The sequence below is a fragment of the Methylacidimicrobium sp. B4 genome (assembly GCF_017310545.1).
Classification (GTDB): domain Bacteria; phylum Verrucomicrobiota; class Verrucomicrobiia; order Methylacidiphilales; family Methylacidiphilaceae; genus Methylacidimicrobium.
In genome coordinates, this window is record NZ_CP066203.1 from 375,558 (window position 1) to 399,318 (window position 23,761).

Annotated in this window: 22 protein-coding genes; 15 read left to right on the forward strand and 7 right to left on the reverse strand. The window is 62.0% G+C overall.

The annotated features are described in order from the left end of the window. Positions 1 to 8: 8 nt before the first annotated feature. Positions 9 to 1,589, reverse strand: coding sequence for a ParB/RepB/Spo0J family partition protein (locus MacB4_RS01815; RefSeq protein ID WP_206864181.1), 1,581 nt, complete (start codon positions 1,587 to 1,589; stop codon positions 9 to 11). Next, positions 1,586 to 2,506, reverse strand: coding sequence for a sigma factor-like helix-turn-helix DNA-binding protein (locus MacB4_RS01820; protein ID WP_206864182.1), 921 nt, complete (start codon positions 2,504 to 2,506; stop codon positions 1,586 to 1,588). Before MacB4_RS01820 ends, MacB4_RS01815 begins: the two co-directional genes overlap by 4 nt. 431 nt (positions 2,507 to 2,937) lie before the next feature. On the opposite strand from MacB4_RS01820, the gene MacB4_RS01825 reads away from it, so the two are divergent. From MacB4_RS01825 to MacB4_RS01870, 10 genes are all read left to right on the forward strand, one after another. Beyond that, entirely contained in the window at positions 2,938 to 4,380 is a 1,443-nt protein-coding gene (locus MacB4_RS01825) for a hypothetical protein (RefSeq protein WP_206864183.1), read from the forward strand. 131 nt (positions 4,381 to 4,511) lie between these two features. After that, positions 4,512 to 5,237, forward strand: a complete 726-nt coding sequence (locus MacB4_RS01830) for a hypothetical protein (RefSeq protein ID WP_206864184.1) — start codon at positions 4,512 to 4,514, stop codon at positions 5,235 to 5,237. 1 nt (position 5,238) lies between these two features. Beyond that, positions 5,239 to 5,991: a hypothetical protein gene (locus MacB4_RS01835; protein ID WP_206864185.1), complete on the forward strand. Its 753-nt coding sequence runs from the start codon at positions 5,239 to 5,241 to the stop codon at positions 5,989 to 5,991. An 88-nt stretch (positions 5,992 to 6,079) separates the two neighbouring features. Continuing rightward, the gene (locus tag MacB4_RS01840) at positions 6,080 to 6,424 is read left to right on the forward strand and encodes a hypothetical protein (protein ID WP_206864186.1); all 345 of its coding nucleotides are present in this window, start codon (positions 6,080 to 6,082) and stop codon (positions 6,422 to 6,424) included. A 94-nt stretch (positions 6,425 to 6,518) separates the two neighbouring features. Next, positions 6,519 to 6,782 (forward strand): hypothetical protein, encoded by a 264-nt coding sequence (locus tag MacB4_RS01845; protein WP_206864187.1) that lies wholly within the window; start codon positions 6,519 to 6,521, stop codon positions 6,780 to 6,782. A 100-nt stretch (positions 6,783 to 6,882) separates the two neighbouring features. Then, positions 6,883 to 7,275 carry a hypothetical protein gene (locus MacB4_RS01850; protein ID WP_206864188.1) on the forward strand — a complete coding sequence of 131 codons (393 nt, stop codon included), beginning with the start codon at positions 6,883 to 6,885 and terminating at the stop codon, positions 7,273 to 7,275. Continuing rightward, positions 7,272 to 9,938, forward strand: a complete 2,667-nt coding sequence (locus MacB4_RS01855) for a VirB4 family type IV secretion system protein (RefSeq protein ID WP_206864189.1) — start codon at positions 7,272 to 7,274, stop codon at positions 9,936 to 9,938. Before MacB4_RS01850 ends, MacB4_RS01855 begins: the two co-directional genes overlap by 4 nt. Next, positions 9,935 to 12,418, forward strand: coding sequence for a hypothetical protein (locus MacB4_RS01860; protein ID WP_206864190.1), 2,484 nt, complete (start codon positions 9,935 to 9,937; stop codon positions 12,416 to 12,418). The genes MacB4_RS01855 and MacB4_RS01860 overlap by 4 nt, the downstream gene beginning before the upstream one ends. Further along, a complete protein-coding gene (locus tag MacB4_RS01865; RefSeq protein WP_206864191.1) occupies positions 12,390 to 12,896 on the forward strand; it encodes a hypothetical protein in 507 nt (168 codons plus the stop codon). Before MacB4_RS01860 ends, MacB4_RS01865 begins: the two co-directional genes overlap by 29 nt. Positions 12,897 to 12,918: 22 nt before the next feature. Beyond that, positions 12,919 to 13,395, forward strand: coding sequence for a hypothetical protein (locus MacB4_RS01870; RefSeq protein ID WP_206864192.1), 477 nt, complete (start codon positions 12,919 to 12,921; stop codon positions 13,393 to 13,395). 138 nt (positions 13,396 to 13,533) lie between these two features. Here MacB4_RS01870 and MacB4_RS01875 read toward each other — a convergent pair whose 3' ends face one another. From MacB4_RS01875 to MacB4_RS01885, 3 genes are all read right to left on the reverse strand, one after another. Beyond that, on the reverse strand, positions 13,534 to 14,211 hold the full coding sequence (locus tag MacB4_RS01875; protein WP_206864193.1) for a hypothetical protein: 678 nt from the start codon (positions 14,209 to 14,211) through the stop codon (positions 13,534 to 13,536). Between the two features lie 44 nt (positions 14,212 to 14,255). Continuing rightward, complete coding sequence (locus MacB4_RS01880; RefSeq protein ID WP_206863067.1) at positions 14,256 to 15,422, reverse strand: IS256 family transposase; 1,167 nt, start codon at positions 15,420 to 15,422, stop codon at positions 14,256 to 14,258. Positions 15,423 to 15,500: 78 nt separating this feature from the next. Beyond that, positions 15,501 to 16,013, reverse strand: a complete 513-nt coding sequence (locus MacB4_RS01885) for a hypothetical protein (RefSeq protein ID WP_206864194.1) — start codon at positions 16,011 to 16,013, stop codon at positions 15,501 to 15,503. A gap of 333 nt (positions 16,014 to 16,346) precedes the next feature. Between MacB4_RS01885 and MacB4_RS01890 the strand changes: the two genes are divergently transcribed. Next, entirely contained in the window at positions 16,347 to 17,153 is an 807-nt protein-coding gene (locus tag MacB4_RS01890; RefSeq protein WP_206864195.1) for a tetratricopeptide repeat protein, read from the forward strand. Between the two features lie 291 nt (positions 17,154 to 17,444). Here MacB4_RS01890 and MacB4_RS01895 read toward each other — a convergent pair whose 3' ends face one another. Next, positions 17,445 to 18,173: a hypothetical protein gene (locus tag MacB4_RS01895; protein ID WP_206864196.1), complete on the reverse strand. Its 729-nt coding sequence runs from the start codon at positions 18,171 to 18,173 to the stop codon at positions 17,445 to 17,447. Positions 18,174 to 18,509: 336 nt separating this feature from the next. After that, the gene (locus tag MacB4_RS01900) at positions 18,510 to 19,529 is read right to left on the reverse strand and encodes a hypothetical protein (protein WP_206864197.1); all 1,020 of its coding nucleotides are present in this window, start codon (positions 19,527 to 19,529) and stop codon (positions 18,510 to 18,512) included. 413 nt (positions 19,530 to 19,942) lie between these two features. Here MacB4_RS01900 and MacB4_RS01905 point away from each other — a divergent pair, with 413 nt between their 5' ends. The 4 genes from MacB4_RS01905 (at position 19,943) to MacB4_RS01920 (ending at position 23,706) form a co-directional block, all read left to right on the forward strand. Continuing rightward, on the forward strand, positions 19,943 to 20,878 hold the full coding sequence (locus MacB4_RS01905; protein WP_206864198.1) for a hypothetical protein: 936 nt from the start codon (positions 19,943 to 19,945) through the stop codon (positions 20,876 to 20,878). Between the two features lie 91 nt (positions 20,879 to 20,969). Further along, positions 20,970 to 21,920: a glycosyltransferase family 2 protein gene (locus tag MacB4_RS01910; protein WP_206864199.1), complete on the forward strand. Its 951-nt coding sequence runs from the start codon at positions 20,970 to 20,972 to the stop codon at positions 21,918 to 21,920. Continuing rightward, positions 21,917 to 22,705: a hypothetical protein gene (locus MacB4_RS01915; RefSeq protein WP_206864200.1), complete on the forward strand. Its 789-nt coding sequence runs from the start codon at positions 21,917 to 21,919 to the stop codon at positions 22,703 to 22,705. The genes MacB4_RS01910 and MacB4_RS01915 overlap by 4 nt, the downstream gene beginning before the upstream one ends. After that, a complete protein-coding gene (locus MacB4_RS01920) occupies positions 22,705 to 23,706 on the forward strand; it encodes a glycosyltransferase family A protein (RefSeq protein ID WP_206864201.1) in 1,002 nt (333 codons plus the stop codon). The genes MacB4_RS01915 and MacB4_RS01920 overlap by 1 nt, the downstream gene beginning before the upstream one ends. Positions 23,707 to 23,761: the final 55 nt, after the last annotated feature.

The following is a 23,761-nucleotide window of genomic DNA, read 5'->3' on the forward strand; positions in this document are numbered from 1 at the left end:
TCCGGCGGTCAGCCGGTTGCCGCAATGCGTTTTGCCGTCCTGCCGGACCGCAGACGCATCCGGCTTGCCTCGAGGTCGAGGACTGGCTGCACCTCTCGGGAGACGGCCTCCACATCGATCTCGAGCCGTGCGCAGAGCTCCCGGAGAAGATCCGGAACCTTGAGAAGGCGCTCCGCCTCCAGCTCGGCACTAAAGAGCAGATCCACGAGGAGAGCTCGTCGCTTGGAAGGATCGAGCGAGAGACCGAGCGCCACGGTCTCTTCGTGCGTCCCGAGCTTGGTCTGCTGCCGCTCAAAGACGGCAGCGACAACCAGCCGCGGTACGAGTCGGAGAATGCAGCCCAGAAAGAGATCATCGAAGCAGACGTCGGTTCGTAGCGCGGCCTTTTGACTCGCTTGCGAGACGAGAGAACGGCAGCTCAACCGGATGAATTCTGCTCGCTGCCTTTCGTTCTGCTTCCGTAGATTTTCTTCGGTGAGCGAGGCATAGGCCTTCCGAGCGAAAGTGTGACCTCGCCGTTTCAGCATCGAGAGCGCTTCTTCCTTCTTCACAAGCTCATGGATCGTCCCCACCGGGCTCCGGGCAAGAATGAGGCGCAATCTCGAGTCGGGGTCACGATGCTGCAACTCCTCCGCGAGGAGAGAGCTCCACCGGCGACCCGCCGGATCCCATGGGCACTTGGCTTCGAGATCGACATATCGCGACCCCTCGTTTAGTTGCGAGGTCCCCAAGATAAACTCGTCCACCGCCTCGGGATCGGGCAGGACCCCTTTGCCCTCTGCTTGGGCCCGTTGACAGCGGCGCGTCCAGTCCGCCTCCCGCTTGCGCGCAAAGCAGTCAGGATCGGTACAGATCATAGGATCGGAAATGTCCGAATAGAGGTCTTTGGCATTCCCTGTGCGCCTGGGGCATTCGAGGCAGCTGGAGACTTCGGGAAGAAGGTCCGCGGCGTGGAGGGAAAACTCTGCCTTCCGCAAATCCAGGAGGTAATGCTCGAGCACGAGCTTGGCTACCTCTGCCGTGGAAAGCCGATTGGCCAATGTTTCTGACGTCACGAGCGACCGAAGCGCGGGGAGAGGGATGCGGGCAATGTACCAGCCGGTCCGTCGCCCCAGCCGGCCAGCACGGATCGCCTCCTTGGCGGCCTCCGGGAGGCGATTGAGCAGGAGCATCCGCGCGATGTAATCCCGTCCCTTGCCCACCACGGAGGCCGCCTCTCGCAGGCTCATTTTACCCACATCGATCATCGCCTGCAGGCCGGCCGCCTCTTCGATGGGATTGAGACCCGAGCGCTGCACATTCTCCATCACGGCGATACAGATCGCGGTCTTTTCGTCGAGCTCTCGGATGAAGCATTCGATCGTGGCCCGACCGAGGCGTCGACAGGCGCGCCAGCGTCTCTCCCCGGCGACGATTTGATAGCGACGATCGCCGCGCGGCGTCACGAGGATTGGATGGAGCAGTCCATGGGATTCGATCGATTGTGCCAGCTCGGCCAACCCTTCGTCAGAAAAGCTCCTTCTCGGGTTGTGCGGCGAAGCAACAATTTGATCCAAGGGAAGCAGCTTGATCTCGGAGTCATTCTTCATTCCACCTCCTCCATGCTCTCCTCCTCCCGGGAGGCAACCTGGTTGAGCTGATGCGCACCTATTCCAACCGGAAGAGGATGGAGCGCATAGCAGCGCTCTTGGCGCAGAAGCCCGAGCCGCATCGCCTCGAGAGATCGCCTCAAGATGGATTCGACCTGGCTTGCGGAGAGACCCAGCCGCTTGGCAATCTCCCGTGAGCTCAACGGGCGGCGCTCCTCCTCGTCGAGCCCAAAGGAGAGGCGGACGATGCGCCGTGCCTGCAGATCTATCCCCGAAAGAAGCATCTTGAGGATGAGCAGACGATCTTCTTGTCTCCACTCTTCCTGCTGATCCGCTTCCTCGGGGGCGGGCAAGAGATCGAGGGAAGTCCGATCATCGTCTTCTCCAGGGCGCCCGACCCGAGCGTGAAGGCTCGCATCTCCGCGATAGACTCCGACGATCGAGGCGATGGTCGATTCCGAGCAGCCCCACCGTTGCCCGATTTCCTCCCAATCGAGCCCTTCCTCGAGCAAGCGCTCCATCTTCCGATAGGCTCGAAAGATCCATGCGGGCCGGCGGACCGGGCTGCGGTGGCTTTGTGCAAATTCCCGGACGCGATTCCCGATGTGATGGACGGCGTAGTCGAGGAAACAGACACCAGCAGAGGCCTTCCATCGCTGGAGCGCGTCCATGACTCCGATCCAGCCGACGTTTTCCGCATCCGGCCACAAATCGGCTCTTCCCGGCAAATAGAATCGAGCCGCCTCCTTGCGAGCCAGCTCCGTATGCGCGCAAAGCCATCGCAAGTCGGCGGGATCGCCCGCCTGGGCGGCCAAGACCCGGGGCTGCTCCTCATCCAACCGGCCTTCGTATCCCTTTGTGCGCTCCCGAGCGCGCACGCCCCACCTCACTCCCTTTCTTTTCCGTAGAGCTTTCATCCTTCCACCTCCTCTTTTGTGCGCTTCTTGAAGAAACGGCAATGTGGCGGACAAGAGCATAAAGAGAAATTCAGGAGGTTCTATGTTACGTTTCGGTGATTTTTTTATCGCAACTGCCTAAACGAAGATCCGCATGCTTTTTGCCAATACCCACTGATGCAGACCACGAGGTACCGCGGATTCTCACCGGGAATGGAGCGAGTGCACCAGAGGAGCGTAGCGAAGCAAGCCCGATCCAGATGGCGAACGGCCGGCACCGCCGAAAAGGAAGGAATTCCTTAGGAAATAGCCGTCCGCATCGCTTGGAAGCCACTCTAAGAGCGTTGCGGCAGCGAAGCCTGTCCGTGTAAAGAAATCGCATCTATTAAGGCCGCGCTTCGCAAGGGAAACTGCGAGTAGCATCGCGAGATCGATCGACCCACGGGAGAGTCATGAACAACCGCTTGGCCGCTCTCCTTGGCGTCACCCTTTTGTGGATCAGCACCGCTTCCGGCTTTGCCGAGGTTTCTTCGAGGCCCCAACGGGGCGACCCTCTGGATCGTGGGATCGAGAACCTCACTCTTCACGCGGAAGAAGCTGGGCGCTGGCTTTCCCGTGGAGCCCGGAAATGGAACCGAGCGATCACGCCCGCATGCCTCGCCCTGGCCATCGGCATCGCCGCGTGGCGCGTGCTCCACGGGCGTTCCAACGGCGGCACCGCATCCCAGATCACTCTCTATCTCCTGCTCTCGCTTCTTCTCGCTTTCCGAGCGCCCGAGATCTTCTTCCACCCCTCCAAGGGTCTCCTGCCGAAGGCGGCACGGTATACCGCTCTTCACCTCGCCCGGCTTTCTCCCGAGCGGGCACAGGGAACGAATCTTCGACAATGGTGGAGAGGTTGGATTGGCAACCTCGATGATCCGAGCGCCTGCAAGCTTTCCCCGGTTTACGCCCAGGAGAGAGTCCTGGGCTTTCCGGAAGGAGGATCTCAGGCACGCCGCTTTCTCGTCAATCAGGCGCGCCATGCGCTCATCGCCATGACAAAACAGGATCCGCTTCCGGGAAGGAAGCTCGACAATGCGATCCACGCTCTCCTTCTCCTGGCCGAAAGGAAGTTGCTCCGCTTCCTCTTGGTTCTCTGCCTCGTGCTTCTGGGTGTCTCCTTCTTTCTCTTCTCGCTGCTTCATCTTCTCTGCTGGGGGGGGAGCACGTTTCTTTGGGAGCTGATCATGGCCACGGCGCTCATGGCGCTTCCTCTGATTCTGGTGACCTCTCCTCCGCGCTGCGGGAGGTTCTGGCTTCGGCTCTTTCTTGCAGCTTCGCTCCTCCCGATCGCCTGGCATCTCCTCGCCGCCACCTCCTATCTCGGCCTGACAACGCTCTTTGCTTCGGTTCTCGGGGAACGAGGCCTCTTGGGAGAGCTTCGAGAGACGGGAGGGGAGCTGCTCAAGGGGATGATCAGCAAAAGATCGCTTCTTTTCTCGTTCTGGTCGCTCACCCCGGAACTTCCTCGAACGATCCTCCTCGGCCTTTATGAGCTGATGGCGGGATTGATCAGCTTCTGCAGCGTAGCGGTCGCCGTCTGCTCTACCGTGTTTCTGGGAGCGGTCCTTCCGCTGGTTGGTGTCGGGTGGCTCCTGCGCCGAACGGGAGCCATGGCGGATTCCCTGATTGCCGGATGGGGAGAGCTGCGCCGGGAAATTGCCCTCGCCGCAACCGCCCTCGAGAGCTTCCTGGCAGCACAGCTCGCGCGGCTCAACGCCGAGGAGCCAGCGATCGCGATCCTCAAGGGTCTCTCCGATGGGGAAGTGGCCTCCTCCCACGCGAGTTCCGGGATGGACCCCCACGCGGCGCGGCTGCAGAAGCGGGAGGTTCCAGGCAGAGCAGCGAGCTGACCGCTATCCTATTGGCATTCGAAGATGCTTTGAACCGGATCTGGAAGAGGCGATCCGTTCTCCACGGCTTCGGCTGAGAGATCAGGGACGCGAAGGCCGCTGAGCAGCCTCAAGGAAGGAGAGAGCGCGTGATGAAAAGATTATGGGCCATTTCGATCGCTGTCCTTTGGGGGGCGACTGGCTGGGCGGATCCTCCACCGATCCTGCCAGGGTTTCCGGCAGATACGAGCCCGGCCTCGTCCGCGCACAAGAAGGAGAAGATGCGGAGCGCAACGGAGGCAGACAATGCAAGTGCGCCACGAGCGCCAGCGACAGCGCCACCGGCGTCGGCGGAGCCGCAGCCGGCAAGCGGCACCAATCCGGCAGCGGAGGAGGCAACCGGATCGGACGAGCCAGCCAGCCGGGAGACGCAGCCTCCGGAGCCGGGAGCTTCCGGCGTCGTCCTCGACTTTCGAACCCGTGAGTTGATGGAGCTCAAGAGAATCGCCCGAGAGCTGGGAGGCAATCTCGTCATCACGATCGAGCCCCGCGGGATCTCTCCTGCCGATCTGATCATCCCGCTCAAGAGCTCGGGCCTCTTCGAGGTTTCCTCCAAGGACGGAAAAACCTTTTTGGTTACTTCGAACGGCGAGGGCCAGAAGCGCGAGATGGAACGCGAGATCGGAGCTCTGGCACGAAGGCAGGCGGCTCTTTTGCGTAATATCGAGGTGCTGGAAGCGATGCGGGCGGAGGGGAGGATTCCCGACCCGACAGGCGGGCAAGGGCAGGGGGACAAGAGCAGCGTCGCGGAGCAGGAGAGCCCTCCCAGCACGCCTCCCCAGGCCGGCGGCTCTGAATACGCTCTTCCGACGAGGTGAGATGCGCCAACTGCGCCTCGCGATCTTCGCTTGCCTCCTAGCTGCATGGGGCGCAAGCGTCCTCCGCGCACGGGAAATTCCCGACCTGCTCGGCAGGCCGAAAGTCACGACGGCGCCCAAGCCGGAAGCAACGAGAGAGGGCCGACTTCCTTCGAAGGAAGCCCGCGGGGATGCGCCGCAGCCGCAACCACAGATCACCCGGCCCGGAGCGGCGCCGCTGCGGTGGCTCTTGCCCGGTGCGATGCGGAAGAGCCTCGCCCTTCCAGAGGAGAATGGATATTGGGTCGCCCGATGGATCCATCCCGATGGTCAAGAGAGTGAACCGATTCCGCTCTGGATCGACCGGGAGGGGAACGGCCATCTCTTCCTTCAGGCCACGATGGTCTTGGGAGAAGAACAACCACCGCGGATCCGGGCGCCGCGTGTCTCTGCTTGCCAGGTATTGAGCTTCTTCCAAGAGCCGGGAGGGGGCTTCCGTCCCGTCGCCTCGGATGTTTGGATTGAATGGTCGGGAGCGGAGGGAGGGGCGGGATATCGCCGGACGGGGAAGGGGCGGTGGAGCGGCGCCGGGAAGCTCGTTGCGGCCCGGAATGTCTTTTCTCCCTTCTTATCGGCGCTTCGGGAAGCTGCCGATCCCGAAGTCCACCGACTCGCGAGCTTTCGTTGGCCCGATCTTGCCCTCGTCCATCACCGCGGGAATCCACCGCCTTTTGAGGAGTCAGAGGATGCGCCAGGAAACGCGACGGCAGAATAGTCGGGAGGAGCCGCCGTCCGCATGGCGAAGGCAGAAAAAAAGTTCGAGCCGACCCGCAATCGCATCGGGCTGTCCTATTAGATCCCCCATGAAAACAAATCTTCCATCCGTTGGTTATCGCGCGTTCTTGGGAATCCTGCTGGTGCTCGTCGTGCTCCTCTCTGCCGATCCGCTTTGGGCCCAAACTTCGGTGATGCCGTCGCTGCAGGGATCGAGCGGGTATTCGGCACCGATTGTCGCAGCTCGCCAGATCCTGACCGATTACGCGTTTCAAATTGCCATGGCGATGCTGGTCTTTGGAGGCGTGATGTGGTTCTTCAATCGACCCGCGTTCACGATCGGGGCGATCGTGGCCGCCGCCGTGATCTATGGAGGGCCCTGGCTCGCCCAAGGCGTTGCGACTATGGCAAGTTCTGCCGCAGGGGGGCATTAGGCTGTCGGCAATCCCAGTCCCATCGGGCTTACGATACCGGAGAGGAGAGGATTCAGAAAAAGACTTCGCAGGAGGGCGAGGATCTATGGATCCGATGCCGACCATTCCCTGGATCCTCGCTCAATCCCTCTCTCAGCCGGTGATCTCGGTGGTTCAGACGGCCTATGCGCAGATCCTGGCTCCCGTTAGCCTCGAGCTTCTCTCTCTCTACACGATCTACCTCGGGCTTTCGCATTCGATTCATACTGTGGAGATGGAACGCTGGTTTGCCTTCTTTGCGGGAGCTCTGGTGATCGTGAGCGCAACCGGACTCGGGCAGATCTTCCTGCAAGCTTTCTCCGGGGGAGGGGGTCCGTGAGACATATTCGCGGAGAGCGGAGCGGACGAGCCCCGATGGACGCAGCAGAGGCCGCCATCGGCTTCCGGCGAGGGAAACGGCCTCCCACGGAGAAAAGCCCATGATCGATCCCACTCGAGGAGTCGGTCTTCAGCCGGCCCACCCGGTTTCCAGCCGTCAGAGCGGTCCGGAAAAGCGGGGCGGCCTACCGGTGACCCGCTCGGTCGTGCTCGCCAACGAAAAGGAGACCTTCCTCGGCCTTGAAGGGCCACTCATCTTCGTACCCTCCTTCGCCTTCATTATCCTTCACAAGATGACGAAGAACTTCCCGCTCTGCCTCCTCGTCTTCGTCGTTGTCTACCTTTTCCTCCGCATCTACTTGAGTGACAAGCCAAAGGACTTCCTGAAGCTGATGGCGGACTATCACCAGATCCCAAAGCGATATGAGCATCGCTTCCGTAACGTCCTGGCTCCCTACGATCCCTCTACCCTCTTTGTCCGGCGCGTCTCATGAACGGCTCCTTCTTTGCCCCTCCCCAGCGGCTCTGGGAAAAGGGTCAGTTCTTTCACGCCAAGAAGGCGCCTATCTTCCGCGACTGGAGCGATGCCTGTCCCTATGTTGGACTCTACGATCGCTTCCTGATCGACAAGTTTGGAGGCGTCCACGCTTTCTATCGGACCTATTTTCCGCAGGCAGACATTGCAAGCCCGGAACGGCTTTCTGAGCTTCAGGAGCAGCTCCGGCTGATCTTGATTCAGCTCCCTCCCGAGATCGCCCAGACCCAACACCTCTTTACCTGCAATGGAGATTATGGCCCGGTCCTGGAAGAGTTTACCCGGATCGCCTCCCACCCCGCGGTGGCCCCGATGCGGGCGAACAAGGCCCAGCGGCTCACCGAGCGGATGCTCCGCCGCAAGCTTGTCTGGATCGAAACCCACACGATCCTGACTGCGGTCCCGTCCGGTTCCGCCGTGGGAGGAGGGAGCGAGTGGAACCAACGCATCAGCGGCCAGGGCGCTCCTTCCATTCAACGGCGACGGCTCACTCGGGAGGAGTTCGATGCAGCGGTCCATAGCCTTGAAACGGCAGAATCGGTCCTTGCCGACACCGCCCGTCGCGCGGGAGCACAAATCCACCCTCTCGAGGCGCACGGAATCGCCGACTACTTCTTCCGCCTCTGGAATCCCGGCTTGGCCGTCGAAAATGGCACCCGCCTCAACTACGACTACAACTCGATGCCCTTCGTCGACTCCTGGATGCTCCAGGAAATGCGCGTGGAGAGGGATTACCTCCAGATTGGAGACTATGCGCATGGCCTGGTCTCGATGGTCGGCCTGCCATTGGAGACACGGCCCAGGGATATGGAGCGGATGACGGTCGGACTCCCGTTTCGGGATGTCCGCGTCAGCCTGATCGTCCGGCGCACCGACAAGCTGGCCGAAATGGAGAGGCTGCGAAAGCGAATCGACTGGGCGGACCAGCGGATGCGGATGGGGTTGAACCTGATCGACATGCTTCACAAGCCACACGACGACCGGCGCGATTCGGGCGTTCAGAATATCGAAGCCTGGATGCAGATCGAGGAGGCCCAGTCGCTCCTGAGCGACGTCCGCTCCGGAGCCGACGATCTGGTCCAGGTTCAGCTGACCGTTCACTCGTGGCACAGGGAGCCCAATGAGGTGCGCCGCCGGGCCAAGCTGCTTCTCAACCGCTTTGGGGATCTCGCCCGGGCGCGAGGATGGATCGAGCGGTCAAGCCTCTTGCCCGTGCTCATGACCGAGATGCCGGGAGTCTACGCTCCGCTGCTTCGGCCGCTGCTGGTGCGCGCGCGAATGGCCGCCGATCTCCTGCCGATCTTCCGCGGCTTGGAGAGCGAGGAGAAGCCGGTCCACCTTTTTGGAAACACGACCGGAGGCTTGGTCGCGCTCAACCTGGAGGACAAGCGGAACGAAGGGGCGAGCATGCTCTACATCAGCGGGGTCAAAGGGTCGGGAAAGAGCGTGCTCGCCCAGCTCATCCTCCTCCGGCATCTCGGTCCTGAGGCGATCCTTCTCATCATCGACAAGGGATCGAGCTACGATCGGCTAGTCGAGCTCCTCGGGGGGACGACCGTCCGGCTCGAGGCCGACCGGCCGATCTGCTTCAATCCCTTTCAAGTCTATGTCGGTGCGACCGAATCGGGAGAGCTGCGGGAGCCTGAGCCCGGAGAGCTCGCGAAGGTGATCCACTGCCTGGAGATCCTTGCGAACGCCGGCCAGGAGGAGCTTTCGACCGAGGAGCGGAACATCCTCGAGGCGATCGCCCGGCAGACCTTTTCGAACGCCGTCAAGAATCGGGAACGCCTGGTGACGCTGAGCGACTTTTCCCTTCAGCTCGCCTACCGATCGGACGCCCGCTTCCTGGCGGAACGGCTGAAGCCGTTCGTCGAGGGGCGCTACCGCTCCTGGTTCAACGGGGAGACGCAATTTCACCTCAAAAGCCGGGTCGTCCATTTCGACTTCGAGCATATCTCCCAAGACGAGAGCCTGGCGGCCGCCCTCATTCCGATGTCGACCCTCTTCGTGAGCGATATGATCCTCTCGCATCCCGAGGCATTCAAGATCCTCGTCTTTGGAGAGATGTGGCAGCACATCAACAATCCGACGACTGCGAACCTGATCGTCGACGCCTTCAAGACCTACCGCAAGAAGCGGTGCGCGATTATCGGCGAGTCCCAGGCAATCCTCGACCTGACCGACAGCTCCAAGGTGGCAAAGGCGGTCATTCAAAACGTCGATACCTGGATCCTGCTGCCGCAAGGAAGCGAGCAGCATGTGGAATTTGCCGTCCACGAGCTCGAGCTCACCAAGGGGCAACGCGACTGCCTGCTCAACCTCAGGAACGCCGCCCGTCTCCATCCCGATGGGGAGGCCGAGCTCTGGCGGGAGGCTTTCTACCTGCGGGGCAGGGGCGTCGATGCGCTCTCCGGGATCGTGCGGGTCGAGATCGAGCCGGAAGAGTATTGGCTCACGACGACCACGCCAGCGGATCTGCCCGCTTGGAAGGCGGCGCGGGAAGCGTTTGGAAACGACCTTTCCCAAGCTCTCGCGGCTCTGGCGCGCCAGTTCCCGACCGGCGTTCGGGAAGAGGTGGCGGGTGCAACGAAAATGCCCGAGCAGCCGATCGCAATCCGATGAAGCGCCTCCTACAAGCCTCGTTGCCGGCATCGGTGGCTCTTCTGCTGGGCCTCTCGGTTGGAGGAGGGGCGGTGCTCCGTGCGGGAACGCTTCCCGAAGCGGTCGATTCCGACCCGGTGCTCGCCCAGAGCGGGGGGAAGGATCGGACCTTGAAATGGCTGATCGCCTCAGGAAATTCCCGCGACTTTCTGCGAGCCGACTGGCTCGACGCGATTTTACTTCAGTTCTTCCGGAAGGAGGAGGCCCGAGCTCTTATCCAGCGGGACCTGTTGCGTGGAGACGGCCTCCTGGCCAATGCGCTGACGCTAGCCTTCCAGATCCTTCGGGTCGGGAGCCAGACGGCCCGAGAGCAGGTCGGGGAGCTGGCGCGGGAAGGGCGTTGCCGCCTCTGGACGAGCCTTTCCGGGAGCCCTCGAGCCCTGGGGGCCATCCGCGATTACCTGCTTTCCCTTCCCTCCGGTTACCCGGCCGCGCTCTTTGCCCTGGAAGCATGGGAGCACGACGATCGCGACGCCTTCCCCTCCTCGGTCATGGAGACGGCGATGCGCTCCCTTCTCCTGCCGCCCAAGAAGCCGGAGGGCCTGGAACCGAGCTGGGAGGTGGGGACGCGGCTGGGGCCTCTGATCGGGGAAGGGGGTGGGGCTCTCCTGCTCCTGACGACCTTTCCCAAGAAGGAGGCGACCTTTTATGACACCGTCTGGCAGCTCGCCTGGCGAGCCATGGTCGAAGATCCTCCCCTTGTCAAGGAGTATCGCGATCGCGTCCTCTCTTGCTCCACGAGCCGTCGCTGGCTCGTACAGACCTTGCAGAGCTCTCTTGATTCCATGGAGGGAGACCGCTTCCTCCGCCACTATTTCGCCCTGGACTTCCTTCATCCCACCCCGGTCGGCCGGGCGAAGTGGCTCTGGGAAGCGCTGGTGGGGCCGCGGGCGGGAGGAGGCCTCCTGCCGCTCGCCAAAAAGAAGCTCGCTACCCTTTTGCTGAGTGATGACCGCTATGCCGACTTTCTCCTCTGGCATCTGACGCGGCCGGCTGAAGCAGCCGCCCAAGCGACCCGAGAGGCGCTCACCCACGCGCTCCGGCGGGAAGAGGGGGTGGTCCGCAAGGCCCTGCAGACGATTTGGGAAGGGCAGACGGAGCTCGCGGGCCGACTCGAGGAATCTCCCTGGTGGACACTCTGCGAGGTGACGCGGGGAAAGAGCGCAGCGGACCTCCGCCGGAGCTGCTCCCGCGGCGAGCTCGATCGGACCTCGCTCCTTGCGGTCGGCGGAGTCATCGCCTCTCTGCTGGAACGGAGCGACTCCGCATGGAGCTCCCTCTTCCTCAACAAGGCAGAGGGTACGGCTCAAGGCTCACCCTTCTTTCTTTCGGTCTTTCCCACCCTGGTACAGATCACCCCGGAATGCGCGCTAGCCTGGATCGATACGCTGCTCCACAACGACCAGGAGGCCTTCGTCGCCTTCGGCCGCTGGATCTCTTCGCGTCCCCAAGCGCGGGTGACGGTTCAGGAATATGCCCCCTGGCTCCAAGGAGCGGGCGACCAGATGCGGCAAGCCCTGGAGAAGAATAGCCCGATCCTCGGGGAGGAGGCCCAGCTCTTCGTGGAAGCGTTTTCCCAGTGGACGAGCGAGACGGGCTGGGAGCGCGTGCTCCATCGGCTGCAGCGGGAGATCGGCGTTGCCGAGGAGCTTCGCGAGATCTTCCTGGGAAGCTGGCGGGCCAATCCCGAGGAATTTTGGCGTGTCTATGGCGGGCTCGCCTACCTGCCGGGCGCCAAGAGCGCCTGCGAGCGGGCGGCGGACACCTTGGTCACCTTCGGAGGTCCCGAAAACGCTCTCCGCGCCATCGCCGGATGGGATTATGCGGTTGGCGACGCCTGCGGTCGCGTCTGGGATGTACTCTGGGAGTCATCTCCGGATCGGGAGCGTCTGCTCCAAGCGGTCCTCCATTCCGACGGGCTCAGCGACCTCAACAGCGTGCTCGTGATGGCCACCAAGAACGTCTTGGAGCGGCCGGGGGCGCGAACGCTTGCGGAAAAGATCTCCCGATCGCTCGGCAAGACCGCCGACCTCCTCCAGATCCTGGCCGAAGATCCAACCACGACGCGAGAGATCCTCGCTGGCTGCCTTCCCGACCCCTCGTTCCGGGAGAGTTGGGAGAGATCGGTCTTCCTTGTTGCCAAGTTCGGCGACCAGTCGCCCGTAATCGCCCAGTGGATCCTCTCACGAAAGGAGGCGCTCGATGGATGGAAGAATGCCTTTGCCATCGCTTTGAAAGACCACCCGCTCTTCCTTCGTGCTGTCGTCGTCCGGATGGCGAAGGCGAAGGGAGGAGAGCTCACCTGGGCGTTCGAGATGCGGAAGCTCGAGGAGGCGATCATGATGGCCGTTCTCACCGACCGCCTTCTTTGGGAAGACCTAATAGAAGATAAGACGGGAGGAATCGCGAGCTATGTACGAAAGAACGTTTCGATTCCCTAAAAGGGCGAGAAGCGCGGTCGTCTGCCTGGCCGCCGCTACCCTCCTCGCCGGCTGCGCCAGCCAACCCTATACCCAAGGGGATTCGACGGGCCAGCAAGTGGCCGACAACGCCGTCCGTTATGGCTCGATGGCCGCCGCAGGCGCGGGCGGCTATTTCGCGGGCAAGGCGATCGGAGGCTCGCCCACCGCGGGCGCCGTGGGCGCCGGTGTCGGGGTATTGGGGCAGTGGGCGGTCAACAAGTTCAACGATAAAAAGCGGAAGGACGCATTCGAGCAGGGTGTGGCCGATGGAAAAGCTCAAGTAACAGCCAACATTTTAAACGAAAAATGGAAGAAAGAGGCGGAGTATGGCATTCCCCCCGAAGGGAAAAAGGCGGGGGTCCCCAACTACCGGACGGCATACATTCCCTCCCGCAAGGACGAGAGCTCGGGAGTTACCTATCCTGGGACCTACCAGACGGTCCCGGTCTACCGCTGACCCTCCAGATGGAGAACCCTTGATGAAGAAGATCCCCCTCCCCAGCGCTCTCCTCTTGATCCTGTTTGCTGCCGGTTGTTCGCATGAGGTCTACAACCAGTACGACAGCCCGACCCGCTCCATGACCGACGGAGCCGTCCGCTATGGAAGCATCGGCGGAGCGGGAGCCCTCGGCTATTTTGCCGGTCGGGGGGTGGGGGGCAGCGGAGCCGCTGGAGCTGCCGGAGCGGGCGTGGGGGCGGTCGGAGAGTACGGGGTGCAGAAGTACAACGACAAGCGGCGGATGGACGCCTACAACAAAGGGATCCCCGTCGGGAAAGCCCAGGCCCTGGCCGAGCTCGCCCAAAACGAAGCCGAGCTCAAGAAGTACGAGGTCTATCCCTACAACCAGCGAGCCAATGCCCCGAGCTACCGGAGCACCTATGTCCCCTCCCGGAAGGATACCGCCAGCGACGTCACCTACCCCGGAACGTACCAGACCGTTCCGGTATACCGGTAGTAATGCCGCGGCAGGCAAATCGCTTTCGCGCTGCTCCGGCGAATCGGAGGGATTGGCGCCAAGTGCTGGGTGACTTGCCGGAACTACCGGCAGCATGAGGATGGTCGCGGAAGAGGCAGCTCCCACTCCGAGCAGCCCTCAGGGCTTCTCTCGCTCCGAGGAAGCCTTTGGCTCCGAAGGCTTGGGGCGCATGATCTCGCTGAGCTCGCGGCTCGCCTTTTCCGCTGCCGCTTTATCCCCTTGGGCATTGGCGCGGACGAGCTCCGAAAGCTTCTCGGTAATCGCCCGGTTTTGCTCCGGGGTAAACTGAGGCTTGGGCTCTTCTTCCCTGAGCATGATCCGCAAAGACCGCTGGCGGGGCGGCGAAAGAGGAGGCGGAACAAAATCCTTGGGCAAGAGACCAAGCTCCTTTTGGGCTTCGATCACCTCGGGGTAGTAGTCATCGATAGTATGCCGAACCCCTTTCTGCATGTAGCTATGAAGGGATCCCTTTCGCGCCTCTTCGAATCCCCAGAGCTGGATCAGCTTTTCGTAAACCTGCTTTTCCATCGCCACCGCTTCGGCGAAGGTAAGTCCCAGCCGAACCCACGGAGGGGCATCGTCGCCAAACCACTGGAAGCGCCAGGGCACCAGAACCTGTCCGTCTTCCGCAAGAACATAGGTAGCTGTTCCGCCGATGCCTCGACGAAGCGGATCGGGATCCCAATTCCGAAACTCGTAGTAGGTGATCCCATTGGCCGCCTTGAGCCGGGCAACGATGACCTGCGCTTCTCCCCCAAAGATCTTCTGCCAATCTTCGGTGGAAAGATTGTGCAACCCCTTTTCTGTAAATTTCGGTGTCGGCGCTCATCCGCGTAGGGCTACGGGTTGAGGGTGAGGTAAACCTTGCTGGTCATCCACTCGTCGTCGAGTTCGGCAAGGAGAGCCGAGACGAGCCGTAGGCAGGATTCGGGATTGGGGAAGATGCTGGCCACACGGGTGCGGCGTCTCAGTTCCCGGTTGATACGCTCCAAGCCGTTGGTGGTGCGCAGCCGCAGGTGGTGCTCGGGCGGGAAGTCGAAGACCGTCAGACCCTCAGCAATGGCCTCCTCGGCCCAGCGTGCGAGCTTGGGGTGTTCCTTATGCCAAAGCGCAAGGGTGATCTTCAACAGCCGCTCGGCTTCGGCCCGGTCGGGGGCATTGAAGATGGCGCGCAACTGAGCGGCAACCGTCATTCTCGCCTCGACGCGGGTGACGAACTGACGGGCGTTTTGTTGCAGGTGGAACTGGCAGCGTTGCCAGGGAACCGCAGGCAACACCGCTCGGCGGGCGGCCTTGAGCCCCGCGTGGTCGTCGGCAACGATGAGCCTCACCCCCTTGAGCCCTCGACGCATGAGGCCCTCCAGACAGTGCCGCCAATGGATCTCGGCTTCCGAAGTGGCCACCTCACAGCCCAGCACCCGGCGCTTGCCCGAAGCCTCGACGCCGACCGCGACCAAGACGGCGCAATCGACGATTCTTCCCTCCAGGCGGACTTTCTCGTAGCGGGCATCGAGAAAGAGGTAGGGCACTTCGCCCAAGGGACGCTCACGCCAGGCGGAAAGCCCCTCATCGAGCTTGGCGGCGGCGCGACTGACCTGGGCCGAAGAAAGCTTGATTTCTGGCCCCAAGAGCCGCTGCAACACATCGATCACGCGCCGGGTCGACACACCCTGGACATACATCTCGGCCAGAGCGAGATGGACGGCTTGATCGGTGCGCGTTCCCTTTTCCAGAGCGGAGGGATAAAAGTCACCCGAGCGCACTTGCGGTACCTCGAAGGTAATCTCGCCCAGCTTGGTCAGAACCGTCTTGGGTTTGAAGCCGTTGGCATAATCGCGCCGGTTTACGCTGCGCTCGTAGGGCAGGGCGCCCAGAAAGTGCGAACGCTCCATCCTGGCGGCCTCGTTGACGAGGATGCGCAAGGCTTCGCCAGCGCCCTCCAGGCCGTGCTCCAGCAGTACCGCATAGGCTGCCTCTAGTGGATTGGGTTCGATTCGCATTGCCATGAGCACATACTCCTTTCTCAAAGCCTTGGCACCATGACCGCTGCCCGGCGAGCTTTCAGCCTACTGCTGAAAAGGAATTTACAGAAAGAACGATACGCAACTGATGTACTTTTCGAAAACCTGCTTTTCCATGGCAACCGCTTCGGGAAAGCTCAGTCCCAGCCGAACCCACGGGGGAGCATCGTCGCCAAATACCGCAATGCGCCAGGGAACACGGACTTCCCTGTTTTCTACGAGGACATAGGTGCGGGCGCCGCCGATACCTCGGTGAAGCGGATCCCAATTCCGAAACTCGTAGTAGGTGATCCCATTGGCCGCCTTGAGCTGCGCAGCGATCACCTGCGCTTCTCCCCCAAAGATCTTCTGCCAATCTTCGGTGGAAATCTCTGGAGGACGCGGGGAGGGCGGAAGCGACGGCTCGGTCGCGGGAGGAGAGGGGGCGCTTGGCCCCTGGCCGGGAAACGCCTCGTTTTGGACGCCTTCTATCACTTGGCCGAGAGATGAAGCCAAGAGGAAGAGCCAGAGGGTGGCTGAAAGGAGCGGCGCAAGAAGCGAGGCAGGGGTGCGCGATCGAGCGAGAACAAGCTCCATCGTGCTTCTCCATAGGACAAGCCCGAAGGCACGGGGTGAGCCGCAGGGGAAGCTCGACTCGCCCGGAAGCCAAAAAGCCGCTGCCAACTACAAGAGAGGGGGACAAGCAAGTGATGGCGCGACCCTGGCAAGGAGGATGGCTGTCCACTCTTGCCCAATCCGAGGTGCGAGTCCGCACGGCTGGAAGGGAGGCCACTCCCTTGGGGAAAGAAGGGGGACGGGTTGCGGTTGACGGCCGGCAAGCCACCCTATTGAATAGTAAGCCAGTAGACCAAAAGGATCGACTGGCAAACCAAAAAGCGGAGGCTACCCAAAAGCCCGTTGGGAGATACCATGAGGATCTTACTTCTTCTCGCCGTAGCGATCTTGAGTCCACTCGTCGCGAACATCCCCGCAAGGGCCACGAGCGTGGCTCAACTCGAGCAAGCCGCCAAGGAGGGGGACATCAAGGCGGAAACCAACCTGGGCCTTGCCTACTACTACGGCCAAGGCGTGCCGCAGGATTACACCCAAGCGGTCTATTGGTTCCGAAAAGCCGCGGAGAAGGGCTATGCCGTGGCGGAGGACCGTCTGGGGGTTGCCTATTACTACGGCCTAGGCGTTTCAAAGGACTACACCCAAGCGGTCTATTGGTTCCGAAAAGCCGCTGAACAGGGATACGCGTCGGCGGAAGCAAACCTGGGCGCTGTTTATTCCGAAGGAGAAGGCGGGACTCACGATTACACCCAAGCGGTCTATTGGTACCGCAAGGCCGCCGCCCAGGGTAATGTCGATGCGGAAGGCGGCCTGGGCCTTGCCTATTTCAAGGGTCAAGGCGTCCCTCAGGATTACACCCAAGCCGCCTTTTGGTACTGGAGAGCCGCGAATCATGGCGATGCCGTCGCAGCAAGCATCCTGGGTCATGCCTATTTCCGTGGCCTAGGCGTGACCCCGGATTATACTCAGGGGGTCCATTGGCTCCGAAAGGCCGCGGAGAAGGGAGTCCCTGAGGCGCAGCATGCGCTGGGCGTTGCCTATGAGTACGGCCGTGGGGTGACGCGCGATTCGAGCGAGGCGATCTCCTGGTACAGGAAAGCCGCCGCGCAGGGCGATGCCGATGCGAAGAAACGGCTTGCTCGCCTCGAAGGCGGAGGAAATTAGGCGCAATCGGAGGCCATCTGCCTTCACCCGCCACATCCGCAGCCCCCTCTTTTGCGCTGCCGGTCTCATGACCCTGGTGGCCTCTCCCGGGCTCCCAGCCTTTCCTGGGTTTTCCAGCGGCATCAGGAAATAATCCCTCGGCCAGGACGGGAATGAGACCTGCTGATGGCTTGCTCGCGTCCTGGATCGCTGCCCTGTGGCGCGCGGGCGAGCCAGCCTTGCTACCCAGGCTCGAGCCGAGGCAAGGAGGACGGTCGGGCCTGCTTCTGTCGGCTCGGAGGCCTGCCCGGATCATTTCGGAGAGCTCTTTTGTGCCGCTTGATTGCAGGCTTCCTCGGCGCGAGTGGGTGGCTTGGCCTTCTCAATGCCGAGCCTGGCATTGAGGATGTGCTGATCCTCGGGGGCAAGAGCAGGTAGGATGAAATCCTTTGGAAGAAGGCCCAGCTCCCTGGCCGCTTCCAGATGCTCTGGATAGTAATAGGAAGCATAGACTTCGAAGTCTCGAATGGGCGTTCCCGGCTTCCGGTCATACCTTTTGCGCCAGCACTCAGCAACCGCCTCCCGTCCCTCCTTTTGAATGGCATCTCCTACGTACTTCCGGATCAGTTGCTTCTCCATCTCCACCGCTTCCGGAAACGTGAGCCCAGCAGCGGTCCATGGGGGCTGGGGCGGACCATCGATTACATCATTAGTCCAGAGCACGATCGCCTTGCCGGCCTTCACGCGCACATAGCTTCCAATGGGACCGGCCCCATCCTCGTCCTCTGGATTCCAATGGATGATGCTGTAGTAGGTAGCACCGTCGGCCGCATGGACCTGTGCTTCGATGACCTGCGGCCTTCCTCCAAAGAGTCGCTGCCACTCTTCCGGGGGAATTTCCGCCGGCCGCGCAGAGGGCTCTCGGAATAGAGGCTCGGCAGCGAAGAGGACGGTGGGGATCAGCGGGAGAAGGCAGAGGATCCAAGGGAGCCGGTACTTCCCGCGACAGGCGCGGATCCAGAATCCTGTTAAGAGAGGCACGCGGTCTTGCAATCTGGGGTTTCTTTTCATGGCTTTGGTTTTGCAGAAGTCAGGTCTTCGCAACGGCAGGGATGGATTCCCAATCCCAACACCCATGAGCCAGGGAGAGCGGCGGTTTCCGGACCCTTTCGGTAGAAGGAAGCCGAGCCGCTCTCCGAGAGATGCTCGCGTAGGCAATCAGGCGGGAATCGGCTGCATCTAGCCATTCAAGAGGAAGAGGAGACGCCGAGAGCCACAGTTCGAAAGCAGCGGGGGAGCTCAAGCTCCTCTTTTTTCCTTCGCTCACGGCTCTGACCTCCGCAGAGGCAGGCAAGCTCGGGCTTTTCCATGAGGGCCTTAGCGCTCTCGACCTCCGCCTCGATCCCGACGAACCGAAGGGGAGTATTGTTGAGCCTCCCGGTATTCGGCCTGAACTTCCTGGTTGAGTTGCCGAGCGGTCTTGCGGAGCGAGGGGTCCTCCTTGCCCATTTCTTGCGCAAGGCGGCTGATCGCCTGGGCTTCCTTCCCAACAAGCCGCTCCTTCTTGTTGATCTCCGCTTGGTCCTGAGCAACCGTCCTGCGATCTTCCCACATGCGCTTGATGTCTTTCGGATTGTCTATTGCATCTTTTTGGGCACGAAGCAGGTCCTCAGCGTACCGATTTTTTCGGGCGATCAGCTCCTGAGAGCTCTTTTCAAAGATTTCCACCTCTCCGCGGGCCTTGGTGACGATCTTGCGGGTGGGAGAAGAGTGTTCGCCTGCTTCCTTGCGAAGCATCTCCATCATCTGCTGGGCATGCCCCTGCGGATGAGGGGCTTGGCCGTGATGTGACGGCCTGTCGGGAACGACTGGGTGGTGGAGAATCCCGCTTTCGCGCCTGGCCTCCACGACAAGGGTGTGCGTGGCCCAGGCCATCTCAGGATTCGCCCTTCCAAAGGCGGTCGCATCCTTCTCCAGGGAGCGGGCAGCCTGTTGGCCCTCTGCCTCGATTTGCTGAAGCCGTTTCTCAGCTTTGCTGAGCTTCTCTTGATCCGCTGTCACCCTCTTCGGGTCGTGAAGCCGGTCGTTCTCAAGCTTCTTCTCGGCTTTGAGAACTTCTCCTTCCTGCGTGCGAAAAGCCTTCTCGTCAGCCTGGAGCGCTTTGAGCTCCCCCGCCAGCCGCTTGGCTTCCGCAGGAGCTCGGCCGCCAACTTCCCGGCTACCCCGCTCAACCTCGCGGAGAGCTCTGCGCGCCTCAGCGGGAGTGGTGAGCTCTTGTGCCCCGAAGTCGCGGAGCCCCTTGTTTTGGTGTTGGAGGGCCTGGTCTCGTTGTTCGAGCCCAGCGATTCTTTTTTGGGCGTTATGCCACAAGTTCCCGAGAGCTTCGTTTTCTCCCAAGAGATGTTGGTTTTGCTGCGTTAGGTCTTCGTTTTCTTGCTTGGCCTGATCGAATCGTGCACCGAGTTGGCTTTTCTCGTTGCTGAGAGCCTGGATTGCCTTGTCTTGATCCTGGATTCTTGCGTCGCGCTTTGTAAGTTCGCCTTTCAACACGGCGTTCTCTTGTTCGGATCGTGTGTTTGCCTTTCGCAGTTGCGCGAGCTCAAATTCGAGCTGTTGTATCTTTCTCTTGTTCTCAAGTTCTTCCTGTGTGGGTTCTCCCATGGTTGCCTCCGGATTTTTCGAGAGCGAGGGCTCCTTTCTTCTATTGTTAGGCGATCGAGCCTCTCCGCGCACCCGGTCCGGGAAGAATTTCGTCCCTCGGTTGACACAATTCTTACGTTTCGCAATGATCCGGGGCCGTCCTCCTTCCCATGGCAGCCCCACCAAAGAGCCCGCCCGCGTCGTGTCCTAGGCTCTGGAAGGAGTCAAGGCGAGGGCGGGTCGCGATCGGCCTGCTCTTCCTGGTCGTTGCGGCCCCCTTGCCGTCGATTGCCGGACCAGTCGCCTCCGAGGAGCTTTCCGTCGACGAGCCCTCCCTGGAGAAGGCGAAACGGCGGCTCGAGCTGCTCCGCCCTCCGGAGCCCGAGCCGGGCTGGACCAAGGGGCTCGTCGTTGGCGGCTTCTTTGGTGGGGCATGGCCCACGGCGCAGCGGGTTTCGGGGATCGCGCAGACCCCGGAAGGCCCGCAAAGCTCTCATGGCTACTCGCAGGCGCATACCGGAATCTTCGCTGGCCCCTATCTCGGCTACAATTTCGTGGACGATGGGCTGCCGCTGACCCGGGATGGAAGCTGGAAGGCGATCCCCGGAGTCCTTCTGATCCTCAACTATGCGGAACTGAGCTCCTCCGCCCTCTCTTACGGCCCCCATCCTGGACCACCTTCGGTCTCCACGGGCTCGAGCCGTACTTTTCTTCCGGAGATTGGTGGGGTGGTACTCTTCTCCAACCCCTCCCGTTTCGTCCCCTTCCTGGGTGCGACCGCCGGGGTGGCGCTCTCCTGGACGAGCGGAAATTCCGTGGTGAACGCCTCGGGCATCGAGCTGGTTGCTCCCGGACAAACGGCCTTCGCCTACGCCCCCTCGACCAAGGTGCTGGCGGGGGTGGCGATCCGCATCGTCCCTCATTGGAACTGGATCCTGGGATATGCGACCCGCTTCATCGCTCCAACCAGCTCGACCGTCGAAGGGCTCCATCCGGATCTGGTCTCCTCGATCCGTTCCGAGACCGGCTGGTACCAGGATTTCGAAGGGTGGGTCGCCCTCCAGTATGACTTCGGCACGATTCGCCAGGCGGTTCCCATGCCCTAGCCGGTCCTTCCTTTCCGGCCGGCAACGAAACCGCCTCCCCCGCTTTGGCTTTGACAGACCTTCTTTCCCGTTTCACGCTACGGGGCTACCGGTGAGGGAGTCGATCGAGGTATCCGCCATCCTTGTGACCTACAACAGCCGTCCGGTGCTGGACGGCTGCCTCCGTTCGCTTCAGGCCCAAGAGGGGATTGGGCTCGAGATTCTCGTGGTCGACAACGCCTCCAAGGACGGGACGGGGGATTGGCTCGCCGAGCGCTTCCCCGAGATCCGGCTCTGGCGAAATCGCGAAAACGTGGGTTTTGGAAGGGCCTGCAACCAGGGGATGCGAGAGGCAAGGGGAGAGGTGCTCCTTTTTGTGAACCCGGACCTCCGGTTCCCCGAGCCCGATGCGGTGGCGCAGCTGGCTGGCGCCTTGCGCGCCGACCCGTCTTTGGGCGCGGTGGGGCCGACCCTCTACGGGGAGGATGGCTTGCGGCAGCCGAGCACGGCCCGGGGGTATCCCAACGAGCGGTGGACCAGGGGCGAGCTTGGGTCTTTGCCCGGCGAGCTTGCCGCTCTCTTGGGCGCCTGCCTGGCATTACCTGCGGAGACCGCAAAGGCGGTCGGGGGGTTCGACGAGGATTTCTTTCTCTATGGGGAGGACCAGGATCTCTGCCTGCGCCTGCGGCGGAAGGGGTTGAGGCTCGCCTGCCTTTCCGAGGTGCGGGCCCGGCATATCGGCCGGCATAGCGAGGAAGGGACGAGCCCGCGGGAGTATTGGCGCAAGAAGCTGCAAGGGGAATATCTCTTCTACCGCAAGCACTATGCGGCCCATTCTCTCCGCCGGATTCGGATCCGCCAATGGGTGAAGAGCTCGTGGGAGCTTCTCCTGCTCGCGCTCTGTTGGCCGATTGCCGGGAGGGCGAGCGGCTGGAAGGAGCGATGGGGCAAGTATGCGGCCATTCGGGAGGCGGCGGAGGGCAGGGAAGGGAATAACGGAAAGGCGGAGATCGCTCCGGTCAGGCATTCGGAAGCGGCCCTCCTGGGAGCAGATCGAGAATGACCCAGGACTTCCGGAAGGATTTCGACGAGCTTCTGGATCTCTTCGATTCCGGAAAGCCATTCGCCTTTGCCCGCTACAACGATGGGGAGGCGAGCATCCTGGCCAACCAGCCGATCGGATGCAGGCACGAGTGGCAATACCGGCCCGGAAAGGACCTCCATTTTCGCTCGTCGCTCCGGGAATCGCTCCGCGTGCGGGACGATCGCTATTTTTACGGCCTTCCCTCCTGGGACATGAGCCCATGGATGCACGACCTGGTTCGCGGCCTCACGATCGCGGAGCTCGACCGCCTGACCTTTGCCGCCCTCTTCGCCAACGGAAATCACGATCGATTCCTGGAGGAGTTCGTTCCCCGACTCCGCCGCCGGGACCGGCCGATCCTCTTCGTGGGTAACGCCCGCCTCAGCCGCCGGCGGCTCGAGGAGACCCTCGGCATCTCGGATTTTCTCCCTCTTTTGGGAGATTGCGTCCAGCTCTGGAAGAGAAGGGAGCGAGAGCTTCTCGATCTGCTCGACCTCAAGGCTTCGCTCGCCCGGGGGGCGCTTTTCCTGGTTGCTGGAGGTCCCCTCGGGAAGATCCTGATCCATGCTCTGTGGAAGGTTTCGACCGAAAATGTCTACCTCGATGTCGGGTCCGCCCTCGATCCGCTGCTTTTCGAAAAGCCGACGCGAGCCTATCATCGAGATCCCGCCAACCGGGCCGTGATCCCGTGCTGGAAGCCGGATGGAGAATCGGCGGCGGCGACCCAGACGGCGGAACCCCATCCGAAGGAGCAACCAAGCTGATGCCCGATCCCCAAAAGCCACGGGTCACGGTAGGAATCCCGGTCTTCAATGGCGCCCGGTTTGTCGCGCAGGCGATCGAGAGCGCTCTAGCCCAAAGCTGGCCACCGGAGGAAGTGATCGTCGTGGACGACGGCTCCAAGGATGAGACGCCGGAAGTCCTGGAGAGGTATCGCGGCCGGGTCACGATCCTGCGCCAAAGCAACCAGGGCGCCCCCGCGGCGAGAAACCGGATCCTCTTGGAGGCCCAAGGGGAGTGGATCCAGTACCTGGATGCCGACGACTACCTGGAGCCCGGGAAGATCGAGCGCCAGTGGTCCGAATGCCCCAATCGGGAGGCGGATGCGATCCTTTCTCCCCTGCTCGAGGAGCGGTGGGAGGGGGGGAGACCCTTGCCGGTCCGACAACCGCCGGACGAGGGGGATCCGGATCCCATCGTCCGCTGGTTTCAACGCAAGAACCCGCAAGTAGCCGCCGGGCTGTGGCGGAAAAAGTCGCTCCTCCGCATCGGAGGATGGAACCGCTCGATTCGCTGCGCCACCGAGGACAACGATCTCTACCTCCGATCCCTGCAGGCGGATTTCCGCTTCGCTTGGACGCCGACAGCCGGGGCGGTCTATCGGGCCGACTGGTCGCTCGGGTCGTTCTGCCATCGGAACCATGCGGAGCTTTTCCAGACCGAGCTTACCCTCCTCGACCGGATGGCCGGATGGCTCCACGAGCGGGGGCAATGGACGGATGCACGCAGGGAAGCTGCGGCACGGGCCTACTTCCAGACGCTCCGGGAGATTGCGAAGGATGACCTGAGAGAGGCGACACGGCTCTACGAGGAGCGGAAAAAAAGCGGCCTTGTCTACCCTTGTGGTCCGAAGGCGTCGCCAACCTATCGCACGATCTTCGGCCTGCTCGGCTTCGAGGGAACCGAACGGATCTGCCGGGTGGCGGACCAGCTGCGGCCGCTGGAGCAGCGTTTTCGGAAGCGGAGGAGAGAGCATGCGATATGAGGAGGCTCCCCACCTCGAGCGCGCCCACCGCATTCGCGGCTTCGACGAACGGCTT